The 12,701-nt window shown below is 35.2% G+C and carries 11 protein-coding genes and 3 tRNA genes; 9 read left to right on the forward strand and 5 right to left on the reverse strand.

The features are described from left to right. Nucleotides 1-29: 29 nt before the first annotated feature. Nucleotides 30-1,061, reverse strand: coding sequence for a threonine aldolase family protein (locus ABD792_RS12405; RefSeq protein ID WP_345006481.1), 1,032 nt, complete (start codon nt 1,059-1,061; stop codon nt 30-32). A gap of 3 nt (nt 1,062-1,064) precedes the next feature. Beyond that, nucleotides 1,065-1,286, reverse strand: coding sequence for a hypothetical protein (locus ABD792_RS12410; protein ID WP_345006482.1), 222 nt, complete (start codon nt 1,284-1,286; stop codon nt 1,065-1,067). Nucleotides 1,287-1,536: 250 nt separating this feature from the next. Between ABD792_RS12410 and prfB the strand changes: the two genes are divergently transcribed. The 4 genes from prfB (at nt 1,537) to ABD792_RS12430 (ending at nt 6,410) form a co-directional block, all read left to right on the forward strand. After that, nucleotides 1,537-2,647 (forward strand): peptide chain release factor 2 gene (prfB, locus tag ABD792_RS12415; RefSeq protein WP_345006483.1). Its coding sequence is split into 2 segments (ribosomal slippage): nt 1,537-1,599 and nt 1,601-2,647, totalling 1,110 coding nucleotides; the frame shifts between segments, so codons are not numbered across the junction. Further along, entirely contained in the window at nt 2,644-3,261 is a 618-nt protein-coding gene (locus ABD792_RS12420) for an HAD family hydrolase (RefSeq protein ID WP_345006485.1), read from the forward strand. The genes prfB and ABD792_RS12420 overlap by 4 nt, the downstream gene beginning before the upstream one ends. Beyond that, nucleotides 3,261-3,602 (forward strand): arsenate reductase (glutaredoxin), encoded by a 342-nt coding sequence (arsC, locus tag ABD792_RS12425; RefSeq protein WP_345006487.1) that lies wholly within the window; start codon nt 3,261-3,263, stop codon nt 3,600-3,602. The genes ABD792_RS12420 and arsC overlap by 1 nt, the downstream gene beginning before the upstream one ends. A gap of 363 nt (nt 3,603-3,965) precedes the next feature. Continuing rightward, a complete protein-coding gene (locus tag ABD792_RS12430) occupies nt 3,966-6,410 on the forward strand; it encodes a TonB-dependent receptor (RefSeq protein ID WP_345006489.1) in 2,445 nt (814 codons plus the stop codon). A gap of 649 nt (nt 6,411-7,059) precedes the next feature. Here the strand turns inward: ABD792_RS12430 and ABD792_RS12435 are convergent. Then, nucleotides 7,060-8,097: an FKBP-type peptidyl-prolyl cis-trans isomerase gene (locus ABD792_RS12435; protein WP_345006491.1), complete on the reverse strand. Its 1,038-nt coding sequence runs from the start codon at nt 8,095-8,097 to the stop codon at nt 7,060-7,062. Between the two features lie 172 nt (nt 8,098-8,269). On the opposite strand from ABD792_RS12435, the gene ABD792_RS12440 reads away from it, so the two are divergent. Together ABD792_RS12440 and ABD792_RS12445 are read left to right on the forward strand one after the other, a co-directional pair. After that, a complete protein-coding gene (locus ABD792_RS12440) occupies nt 8,270-8,641 on the forward strand; it encodes an RNA-binding S4 domain-containing protein (protein ID WP_345006494.1) in 372 nt (123 codons plus the stop codon). A gap of 29 nt (nt 8,642-8,670) precedes the next feature. Further along, the gene (locus ABD792_RS12445; protein WP_345006496.1) at nt 8,671-9,174 is read left to right on the forward strand and encodes a phosphoribosyltransferase family protein; all 504 of its coding nucleotides are present in this window, start codon (nt 8,671-8,673) and stop codon (nt 9,172-9,174) included. Here ABD792_RS12445 and ABD792_RS12450 read toward each other — a convergent pair. Beyond that, on the reverse strand, nt 9,163-9,687 hold the full coding sequence (locus ABD792_RS12450; protein ID WP_345006498.1) for a shikimate kinase: 525 nt from the start codon (nt 9,685-9,687) through the stop codon (nt 9,163-9,165). The genes ABD792_RS12445 and ABD792_RS12450 overlap by 12 nt on opposite strands. A 133-nt stretch (nt 9,688-9,820) precedes the next feature. On the opposite strand from ABD792_RS12450, the gene ABD792_RS12455 reads away from it, so the two are divergent. The 3 genes from ABD792_RS12455 (at nt 9,821) to ABD792_RS12465 (ending at nt 10,329) form a co-directional block, all read left to right on the forward strand. Then, nucleotides 9,821-9,893: transfer RNA gene (locus tag ABD792_RS12455), tRNA-Lys, on the forward strand. Between the two features lie 54 nt (nt 9,894-9,947). After that, a tRNA-Leu gene (locus ABD792_RS12460) sits at nt 9,948-10,032 on the forward strand. 224 nt (nt 10,033-10,256) lie between these two features. Continuing rightward, nucleotides 10,257-10,329 (forward strand) — tRNA-Lys (locus tag ABD792_RS12465). 37 nt (nt 10,330-10,366) lie between these two features. Here ABD792_RS12465 and ABD792_RS12470 read toward each other — a convergent pair. After that, entirely contained in the window at nt 10,367-12,637 is a 2,271-nt protein-coding gene (locus ABD792_RS12470; protein WP_345006499.1) for a tetratricopeptide repeat protein, read from the reverse strand. Nucleotides 12,638-12,701 lie beyond the last annotated feature (64 nt).

Genomic DNA, 12,701 nt, shown 5'->3' on the forward strand with positions numbered 1-12,701 from the left:
GCTAGTTGCTAGTTGCTAGTTGCTAGTTGCTAGTTGCTAGTAAAATTAGTATTCTTTAAAACTTGTAATACCTTATGGTGCATGGCATCGGTGTAATCTAAATGCGTGACCATTCTTAATTTACCACCTCCCATGCCTATTATATGGATGTCCTTACTCGCAAGGCATTGTTTAAAAGTCACTTCATCAACATCGTTGTTTAATTCGAAAATAACAATGTTGGTTTCGATTGGTTCTATATTTTTTATAAAGGGCTGTTTACTTAGGATATCTCCCAATTCCCTGGCTCGTTTATGGTCTTCTATCAAACGTTCTATATGATTATCTAATGCATATAAGCCAGCTGCAGCCAAATAACCTACTTGTCTCATATTACCTCCAAAAATCTTGCGGATACGCAAGGCCTGCTTCATAATATGGGTATCTCCTATCAACACAGAACCTATAGGACACCCCAAACCTTTACTTAAACAGATCGAAATAGTGTCGAAAATTGCACCGTAATCCTCTGGAGATTCATTTTTTACAACTAAAGCATTCCACAAACGGGCGCCATCTAAATGCAAACCAAAATTATGACTGTCGCAAACCGCTCTTACCTTCTTAATCTCTTCAAAATCCCAACAAGCACCTCCTCCCTTATTCGTTGTGTTTTCAATAGCCACCAACGATGTTAAAGGATAATAATAATCGGTTGGATTAATAGCTTCTATAAGTTGGGCAGCCTTAAACATTCCCCTTTGTCCATCAATAAGCTTACAGGACACACCACTGTTAAAAGAGGCTCCTCCACTTTCATAATTATATATATGGGCATACTTATCGCAAATGACCTGTTCTCCAGGCTGCGTATGTAACTTTATTGCGGTTTGGTTTGCCATACTCCCACTGGGAAAAAACAAAGCATCTTCCTTACCAAACATTTTGGCTAAGCGTTTCTCCAGTAAATTAACTGTTTCGTCTTCCCTAAACACATCATCTCCCACCTTTGCTTGAAACATGGCTTCGAGCATTTGCGGTGTAGGCTTGGTTACGGTATCACTTCTTAAATCTATTATCATAATTTAAATTATAGTTGCAAATATCGCTACAATTAGTAATCCTTCAGAAATTCCCGGTGCATCTTTAATCTTAAACTCCTCTGGGTTTTCGATAAATTGCTTAATCAAACGCATATATTGCAAACCATACATGCTATTATCCAAGCTTAAAGCTATATTCTGAATGGCTTTATTTGCTATAGCCTTTACTTGAAAAAATGTATTATCACTGACCGCCAAGTTCATAATTTACTGTAATATATTTACATTTATCATTTGTGTTCTGAGCCAAATTGAAGGTTACAAAAAAGGAGAAATACAGGTAGATAAAATAACTCTTTCATTATTACAATTTGATAGGTTTTAACATAAAATGTGCTTAAAAAACAGTCTATAAATCTACACAAATAAATTTAGGTCATAACCATAAAAAACCTGGCTATAGTTTTTCAACATTGTTTTATAATCCTATTTTTGTTTAAAATAAAACATTACTATGATAACATCAGATCAAATTAAAGATCTTAACACCCGCCTTGACAAACTAAGGCACTATCTTTGACGTTGATGTCAAGCTTATAGAAATACAAAACGAGGAAGAACAAACATTCGCACCAGACTTTTGGGATAATCCAAAAACTGCCGAGGTCGTCATGAAATCGCTTCGCGTTAAAAAGAAATGGATTGAAGACTATAATAAAATTAAAACCTTTATTGAGGATTTAGAGGTTATATACGAATTCTATAAAGAAGGGGAATCTTCTGAAGAAGACGTTGAAACACAATTCGAAAAAGCCACAACCTTACTGGAACATATTGAGTTTAAAAATATGTTGTCTGAAGAAGGGGATAATTTAAGTGCTGTATTGCAAATTACTGCAGGAGCTGGAGGTACCGAGAGTTGTGACTGGGCAAGTATGTTAATGCGTATGTATCTTATGTATGCAGAAAAAAATGGCTTTAAAGTTAAAGAATTAAACTTTCAAGAGGGTGATGTTGCTGGTATAAAAACGGTTACACTTGAAATTGAAGGTGATTTTGCTTTTGGATGGCTAAAAGGTGAAAATGGAGTACACCGATTGGTTCGTATCTCCCCATTTGACAGTAATGCCAAGCGCCATACGAGTTTTGCTTCTGTTTATGTATACCCACTTGTAGACGATACCATTGAAATTGAACTTAACCCAGCTGATTTAGAAATAACCACTGCTCGATCTAGCGGTGCTGGTGGACAAAACGTAAATAAAGTAGAGACCAAAGTACAATTAACCCATAAACCAACAGGCATTCAAATATCTTGTTCCGAAACACGATCGCAACACGACAACAGAGCTAGAGCCTTACAAATGCTGAAATCGCAATTGTATGAAATTGAATTACAAAAGCAATTGGCTCAGCGTGATGACATTGAAGCGGGTAAAATGAAAATTGAATGGGGGAGCCAAATTCGCAATTATGTAATGCATCCATACAAATTAGTTAAAGATGTTAGAACCGGACACGAAACGGGCAATGTAGACGCCGTTATGGATGGCAATATTGATGCGTTTTTAAAATCATACTTAATGATGATGGGACAAAAAGAAGAAGATAAAAACACACTATGACAACAATTAACACCATTATATTTGACTTAGGTGGTGTTTTAATAGACTGGAACCCAGAATATGTGTTTTTAGATGCCTTTCAAGGTGATCACAAAAAAATGCAATGGTTTTTAGCTAATATATGTACAACTGATTGGAATGAAAATCAAGATGCAGGTTACCCTTTAAATCAAGCTACTAATGACCTTATTGCCCGTTTTCCTGAATATGAGAATTTAATAAAAATGTATTACGGTAATTGGGAAAACATGCTTGGAGGCAGTATTGATGAAACTGTTCATATTTTAGATTCTCTTGTTAAATTGAACAAGTACAAAATAGTAGCATTAACAAACTGGAGCCATGAAACTTTCCCTATAGCCTTAAAACGCTTTAATTTTTTAAGCTGGTTTGATGGCATTGTTGTTTCAGGTGAAGAAAAAACAAGAAAACCTTTTGCTAAGATCTATACGACAACTTTAGACCGTTACAATATTAAAGCAAAAAAGGCTATTTTTATTGATGACAATTTAAGAAATATTGAAGCTGCTAAAAAATTGAATATTAACGGCATTCATTTTAAAAACCCAAAACAGCTTATCGAAGCATTAAAAACATACAACATTTATATATAATGATAAAAATATTCCACAACAATAGATGCAGTAAATCTCGTAATGGTTTACAAATTTTAGAGCAATCAGGAAAACCTTTTGAAATTGTAAAATATTTAGAAGATACGCCTTCAATAGACGAACTCAAAAACATTATTAACCTACTTAATATTGCACCAATAGATCTGATTAGAAAAAACGAAACCATTTGGAAAACAAGTTTTAAAGGCAAACAACTAAGTGACGATGAAATTATAAAAGCAATGGTCGACAATCCTAAACTTATTGAACGACCTATAGTTATAAATGGCAATGAAGCCGTAATTGGCAGGCCTCCTGAACTCATAAAGGGTATTTTATAATCCTCTAAGATTTATTTACCATCAAGTGCTATAATTTCTCACTAAATCACGAAAATCTCAAGGGTATTTATAAATATTTGATCTTTAAACCCATAAACATCATTAAAATAAGTCATTTTTTATAGAAAATACTACTAAAGAAACTTAGTTTTTCTAATAATGAGCTTACAGATATTTTACTTGAGTTTCTAACTTAATTAAACCCGTATAAATATAGGCGGAAACAAAGCCCTTTCTAACCGACCACCCAAGCTTATCTTAGACATTATATAGGAAATATCGCTCCATTTTTTTTAACAAATTATTAACCCATAAGGCTTAAACCATGGTCTACTTTTGCGATCTAATTCCTAAAAGCAAACTATGTATAAACTATTACCATGTATTTTTTCTATTGTTTTATGTTTCTCTAAAATAGATGCACAACCTAAAAACCCTATAGAAAACACCTCTTTAAAAAAGGTCATAATTACTGGAAAAGTCATTGACAAAGAAACCCAGGAACCTTTAGAGTACGCTACTATTTCTTTTTTCAGCAAAGAGGAAAATAAAATCGAAACAGGTGGCATTACAGATGTCAATGGCGACTTTAGCATTCTTGTACGCTCTGGCACCTACGACATATCCATAGAATACATCTCATTTAAAACAATAACCCTTACCAATAAAAAACTCACCTCGTCTACCAATATAGGCACCATTTTTCTTGAATTAAGTACAGAAAGCTTAGATGAAGTTGAAATTATAGCAGAACGTACCACAGTTGAATTAAAATTAGATAAAAAAATATACAATGTGGGCAAGGATCTAACAGTTAGAGGAGGCACAGTGAGCGATGTTTTGGACAATGTCCCTTCGGTTTCTGTTGATGTAGAAGGCAATGTATCGTTACGGGGCCAAAGTAATGTTCGTATACTAATAAACGGAAAACCATCTGGTTTAGTTGGTCTAAATTCAACCGCTGCCCTTCGTCAATTGCCTGCCGAATCTATTGAACGTGTAGAAGTTATTACTTCTCCTTCGGCTCGTTATGATGCAGAAGGAACAGCCGGTATATTAAACATTATTTTAAGACGCAGTAAGCTGTTAGGAACTAATGGTGCCATTACCCTTAATGGCGGACTACCTAAATCTGCTGGAGTATCAACGAATATAAATCACAGAACCGGAGACATCAATATTTTTAACACTACCAGTTACCGCTATAGTGAAAGCCCTGGATATTCTTACAGTAGAAACTATACTAAAGACACTCAAATCACCTTAGAAGAAGATCAAGATACAGAAAGAATCCGCAAAGGACTAACTACAAATTTTGGTGCCGAATGGTATATTACAGATTCTGCTTCGCTAACCGGGTCTATTACATGGAGCAATAGTGACAACGAACGGAATACAACCAATACAATTAACCAGTATGATGAAAATCTAAACTTAATAAGTACCGGCATGCGACGCGATCCCGAATTAGAGGACGACAAACGCATACAATATGCTTTAAATTTTGACAAACAATTTGATAAAAGTGGACACAAATTAACATTAGATTTTCAGTACGAAGACAATACCGAAGATGAAAACTCATTGATTATTGTCAATAACGAACTTAGAGAAATGGTTGCTACTTTAGAAGATCAAACCCAAATATTACTACAAACTGACTATGTTCTACCTATAGGTGAAAACAGTCAGTTTGAAATGGGATATCGTGGTAATTTTGATAATACCAGTACCGACTATATCGTTGAGATATTAAATGACGGCACTAATAACTTTGAAAAGAACACCGACTTATCCAATCTTTTAAATTTCAAGCAATATGTTAATGCCGCTTATACCCAATTTGGAAGTAAAATAAACAAGTTTTCTTTTCTTTTAGGACTTCGAATGGAAAGCACGCGAATTACTATCGATCAGCCGACAAGTGGTGATTTTGACAAAAAGAATTATACTGGTTTGTTTCCCACTATTAACTTAAACTATGAATTTAGTGAAGACGAAAATATAACTCTGGGTTATAACCGACGATTGAGCAGACCCAGATCTTTTTTCCTGAACCCCTTCCCTTCTAGAGCCAGCTTAACTAGCGTGTTTCAAGGAAACCCTGATTTAGACCCTAGCTACTCTGGCAAGCTTGATTTGGGGTACTACAAAAAATTTGGAAAATTAACCTTAACGACATCTGCATACTACCAACACGAAACAGATGCCTTTTCTTTTGTGAGTTTTGACACAGGAGAAGACGTATTAATAAACGGAGAATGGGTAAATGTCATTCAGCGCGGCCCTATTAATCTGGCCACAGAAGACCGTTTGGGCTTTGAATTCACCTTTATGTACCGACCTACCAAGAAATGGAATTTAAACACCAACTTTAACTTATTCAACAGATCTACCGAAGGTACTACTCCTAATGGTTTAGTTCTGGACAAAAAGAACACCAGTTGGTTCGCCCGCCTTAACAATAAATACACATTGCCCGGTAATATCGATTGGCAAACAACTTTTTACTATAGTGGCCCTTCAGAAGATGCCCAAAATAAAAACAAAGGCAGGTTGTATTCCAATATAGCATTCAGCAAGGATTTATTTAAGGAAAAAGCGTCTCTAGCACTTTCTGTAAGCGATTTATTTAACTCGAGTATAAGAAAGACCAATACAACAACACCTACATATACTGGATATTCTGAATTCCAATGGCGTATTCGCAGTTTAAACCTGTCGTTTACTTACCGTTTTAATCAGAAGAAAAAACCACAACGCTCCAGAGGAGATTTCGATGGCGGTGGTGGTGAAATGGAAATGTAAGTATTTATGTTTTCAGGACAAAATAGAGGTCTAAAAAGTGCGTCATTCAGAACGGACATTGAGAGCAGCCGAAATGGTAGTGAAGAATCTTTGAATTATTATATAAGAGATTCCTCCAAAGCCTGTGTTGAGCTTGTTGAAATATCTGAATGACTAAGCACTTTTTTTGCTTTATGTCACATAACGGATATTCAAATTATTTTTAACAGATTATTCTGCATTTCATTCATACACACTTTTCAGACCCCTTAATTTATATCTACATGTCTCTTCTTTAAACAGCTTACACTAAATTTATTACACCAAATCACAAATTTAATATACTTACAGGCGACAATTTACCACCTAAGATTTACGTTAACTACAAGTTAACTCAGTTCTATTGATAAAGCTGACCTTATTGACCTAACAAACTGACGGTCAAGTTCGAGTGAATTTATAAGAGACGAACAAATTTGTATCGAGAACTATTCGCAGAGAACTTCTCGATACATTCTTCTCCTTAGATCGAAAAACACTCGAAGCTATAAAAATATAATTCAGGTAAGCGCGCTCTATTATTCCGCTAAGATACTATTAAACAAAAAAGCAGCATCTTTACAATAAGACACTGCTCAATACTATTTATAGTTATTTTGTTTGTTAAGCCTTATAACGTGCTATCCAGATACTGTGCTTTACCGTCTCCATCTGGATCCAGATTCAATATGGTTCCGGCGAACTTTCCATCTTCCTGCTCTATAACCTCTATTAACTCCTTAAAAGCACCCGAAGCCATGTTTTCGAGTTCTTCTCGCGTGTCAATATCGGTATAAGTGGAAAGTTCAATTTCATCTTTTGTTAGCTTCAAATCGCCATCATCATTAGTGTCCAGAAAATCCACCTGGTTATCATCATCGGTATCATCATCTTCTAATGTAAACTCTCCATCATTATTTAAGTCCTCAAGGTAGGTTGGGATTCCATCCCCATCATGATCATTTTGATAGGTTTGTAATAATTCAAACTTAAAACAAATTGGCGAATAAGCTGGAATACCAGAAGTAGCACTGGAAAAGTATGCCAAGCCTGAAGGGATAAACATCACACCTACTCCATGATTTACAAAATCAATAGTGCCATCTCCCAAATCGGTATAACCTACTGAAGCTCTAAACTCAGGTAATATCTTTCGCCATCCTGAAACAGCCACTTCTGTAATCAAATCAAACTCCACTGGCGTTACTGCACTATCAAAAATATCGTCGTTTAACTTAAACCCTTCGTAAGTCACCAATACATCATCACAAAACTTAGGAGCTTTTCCTCCTCCCTCATTCAATACAAGATAATAGATCTCATAATCGGTTTCAGCAAATACCAAACTTTTCTTAATCAATGGTCCATTCTCTTCCTCTAAAGCATCCCATAAAAGGGTATTGTTGTCTGGGTCAGGTAATTCTCCATTTTCTGGAAGCTTACTTATTACCAGATCGTTTATACTAGGGTCTGGATTATCTACAAAAGCGCTCGAATTATAATAATGACTCTTAAAATATTCGATAATAGAATCATTATCGGCTTCTTGTTGTTCGTCACGATCTCTTATCTCAACTGGCGTAGGCTCATTTGCATCATCATCTTTTTTGCAAGACACAAACCCAATGGTTAAGCATAGTATAAATAAACTTACTCTTTCTAATTTCACTAGCATAATTTATTTTTTCTTTAAGGCAAAATGCTGCACTTACTTAAGCGGTGATATTAAAAAATATATTTTCGGTACGCAATGCAACATTAATGTTTATTTTTGAGGTCGCAAGATACAATTTTAATACAATCTTGCACAAAAACATTAACGTAGTTTTCACAATAATTATATGCGTATAGATAAGTTTTTATGGTGTGTTAGATATTATAAAACCAGAACACTGGCAACAACCGCCTGCAAGAAAGGTCAGGTACGGGTAAATCAAGAAATTATTAAGCCCAGTAGGGAAGTTTATGCCCAAGATATTATTGAATTAAGGAAAAACCAAATTAACTATCGACTAACCGTTAATGACATTCCCGAAAGTAGAGTTGGCGCTAAACTAGTAGATATTTATAGAACCGATACAACCCCAAAGGAACAATTTGAGGCTTTAGAACTTTTAAAATACTCGAAAGATTATTACAGAAAAAAAGGAACTGGACGCCCCACAAAAAAAGATCGCAGGGACATTGATGATTTTAATGATGAAAATGAGTAATTTTATCCTCTAATTTTATACATACTCGAATGAATGTTAAAAATAATATAATACTGTCCCATAACGAAATTAACCATAAAATTAGACGTATTGCTTATCAAATCTACGAAAACAATGTAAATGAAAAGGAAGTGATATTGGCAGGCATTGTCTCAAATGGTTTCCTTATAGCAGAAAAGCTGAGGGATGAGCTTTTAAAAATTTCTGATATCACTCCAGTTTTGTGCCAAGTAAACATAGATAAAGATAATCCCACACTCCCTATTAAAACATCTATTGATGCCAAAGCGTATACTAATAAATCGTTAGTTTTAGTAGACGATGTCTTAAATTCCGGTACAACCTTAATATATGGGGTAAAACACTTTTTAGACGTCCCCTTAAAACAATTTAAAACGGCAGTTTTAGTAAACAGAAATCATAAAAAATACCCTGTTAAAGCAGATTTTAAGGGCATTTCCCTATCTACATCCTTACATGAACATGTAACTGTACACTTGGAAGGCGACTCCTTTGAAGTTTTATTGGATTAATTGCCTCATTATTTCATCAACAATAGTTACACTGTCCTTATTATCGGTTAACAAAGTTAATTGTGATTGCGCATAAAACTGTGTACGCTCAAACAAATGTTTCCCGATGAATTCAGTTAACTGTTCGTCTGTTGCTAGATGTGCAATTAAAGGACGCTTACATGTCTCGTTTTTCAGCCTGGCTACTAACGTTGGTATACTAGCCTTTAGGTAAATACTTTTTACATGTGGTGTATTTAAAAGCATTTCCATATTATTTCCATAACACGGTGTCCCCCCCCCTAACGATAAGATAAGATTGTGATCGTTTTCTATTAAAGCTTTTAAATATTTGGTTTCTATACTTCTAAAATAAATCTCTCCCCTTGTCTTAAATATATTACTAACTGAAGTGTTCTCCTTTGCTTCAATATAATCATCCAGATCTATGAAATCATAATTCAATTTTACTGCCAATTCCCTACCCAAAGTCGACTTCCCCGAAGCCATATATCCAATTAAAGTGATTATCATTTTCCTGCTATAAATTGATTATTAAAAGTATACCTATTTGATCCCACAAAAAAACAAAAAAAACCTAAAAAAAGCATTGTTTTTTTAATTAAAGCCATTATATTTGCACCCGCATTACGAGAGGTAATACAATGACCGGGTAGCTCAGTTGGTAGAGCATCTCCCTTTTAAGGAGAGGGTCCTGGGTTCGAGCCCCAGCCCGGTCACAAAAAGGTTAAGCGAATTGCTTAACTTTTTTTATTTTTACCAACATCATTTATGCGCACGTGGCGGAATTGGTAGACGCGCTAGCTTGAGGGGCTAGTATCCGTTTAGGATGTGGAAGTTCGAGTCTTCTCGTGCGCACTAAAATAGTTTTCTTAAAACTGTCTCCTAAAGAAACTTCTTGACGTTTTCTTATACTTAACTAAACTTTATTTCCTGATATTTTTTACTTTTTAAAAATATTTACCCTGTAGTTAACTGATTTAAAAAGGGTTAATTACATTTTCCTAATTGCATTTAAAAAAGAGCTTGCTTTTCTAATAAAAGCCTGTATATTTGCACCCGCATTACGAGAGGTAATACAAGACCGGGTAGCTCAGTTGGTAGAGCATCTCCCTTTTAAGGAGAGGGTCCTGGGTTCGAGCCCCAGCCCGGTCACAGAAAGGTTAAGCAATTTGCTTGGCCTTTTTTTATTTTAGTTATTCCGTTGAAGCTCTAACTGATTAAAAAAAGTTTTGTACTCTGAATTATTAGGATACATCTCCACCAATCTGGCAGTAATGTTCTTTGCTTTTTCCACTTGACCACCTTCAGAATATACGTAGGCCAGTATATATAACAGCCTATCATTATTTGGTGATTTTTTCAAGCCACTTACTGCTGTCGCTTCAGCATTAACAAAATCGCTTACCTTTACATACATTAAACTTAAGTTATAATAAAGTTTTGTATTATCTGGCATAAAGTGAATTGCTTTTTTTATTTGCCCAATAGCTTCTTCCTGCCTATTGAGCTCCGCTAACAACAAAGCATAAGAATAATAAGTTTCCCCATATTCGGGTTCTTGCTCTATAATGGTTTTAAATGCAGCTTCGGCTTTATCCATGTTGCCATTCCTATAATATAAGTTAGCCAAGTTTGTTCTAACCACATTGTTCATCGCATCTATTTCCAAAGCGTTTTCATAGCCTTTAATTGCATCTAATAACTTTCCTTTCTTTAAATAATAATTAGCTTTTTTAACCCTGCCTCCAACAAAATCGGCATTGACATCTAAGTTTCTATTGAATTCCGTTTTTACCCTTTTATAAACATCTTTATAGGTTTCAGGTATTTGCAGCTCGTCCAATCCTCCAAGCGCAAAAAAAGCCTTAACTCTTACCGAACGCATATCATCCTTTAAGAGTGGTAAAAAATAATTTGCATACGCATTACTATTAACTTCTCCTAACACATCCAAAGCCGCTCCCCTCACCAACGGTTCTTGATCTTGTAAAAAAACGACTGTCTGATCTATAAGACTAGCATTCATATACATACTCATCCCCCTTACAGCCGATGCCCTTGCAATGGCTGGATAAATTGTGTCCTTTGCCAAACTAAGCAAGGACTCCAGTCCTTCTTCACTTCCTGTTAAAGCAGGTGCCAACAAATCTGAAAAATGTTTATTTGGTATACCGTGTTGCTTTTTATAATTTTCCCAAGCCCATGCATTATCCTTGTCTGTGTGACATTGCGTACAGGCATTTGGGGTTCCGTATTTTAAACTTATATCTGGTCGGGGAATCCTAAAACTATGGTCATGCCTGAAATCATTACCCATATAAAATTTACCAGTCATGTGGCAATTAACACACTTTGCCCCTTCTGAATTCTCCAGATGAAAATGGTGTGAAGGTGTGTCAAACTGTTTTGGTTCATGACATTGTGCGCACAGTTTGTTACCTTCAAACTTTAATTGTAAAGAATGTGGGTTGTGGCAGTTGGTACAGGTCACATTATTATGGTACATTTTACTTTGCACAAATGAACCATAAACGTAATCTTCATCTAAGATTTGTCCATCTGAATGATAAATTCCCTCTGTGATTAATTGCGGGAAATAATGATCCAACATTTTGCCTTCAAAATTGTAATACTCAGAAATTTGCTCTCTTCGCATATGACATCTTGCACACTGGTCTACCAACGCTTTAGGAGCTGTCATGGAGGTCATTTTCATATCGCCTTGAGGCATGTAACGCTTTCCTAATTTTGTTACCTCGCTTATGTGAGCTTTACCAGGACCATGACACGCTTCACAACTTACATTAATAATAGCATATTTTGTATCATAGCTATGAGATGCTTGATCGTAATTTTCCCTAACATTTGTCGAATGGCAATCAGCACACATATTGTTCCAATTCAAACCACCTCTCGACCAGTGTAACCACTCTGAATGCACAACCTTAAAATCGGGATACAGATCGAACCATACCTTTTTTTCGGTATCCCATGCTGTTCTCAGGCATTGATAATGACCATTGGGAAATTTAACAATATATTGTTGCAACGGTTTAACTCCAAAGGTGTATTCTATTTTGTAATCATGGTTTACCCCATCTGGTCCCTCTGTATTTACATAATAATCGTTTCCTTTTTTATAAAAATGAGAAGTAACGCCCTGACTCCTAAACTTCACATCATTAAAATCCCCTAAAACACTTGAATCAGAAACAACCTGCATCGCTTTATCATGGTGTGATCCTTTCCAGTTTTTAAACGCCTCTTTGTGACACTCCTTACATGCCTGATCACCAACAAACAAACTATCTGGAATGACTTCTGTTGAAGTAAAAATGTTTTTATTCTCCTCAGTTACCGAAATATATTTAGTGCTTTTCTTATCACACGAAATCAAAAATAAAGGCAATAATAAAAATAGTGTGTAATGAGTTTTTAAGCTAAGCGTTAGATAGTTCAATTTTGTTCTTTTTAATCAAATAAATTGCTGTGCTAATATAGTTGATATTCATACAAAAACAACC

The organism is Snuella lapsa (assembly GCF_039539345.1).
In the GTDB taxonomy this organism is placed as follows: domain Bacteria; phylum Bacteroidota; class Bacteroidia; order Flavobacteriales; family Flavobacteriaceae; genus Snuella; species Snuella lapsa.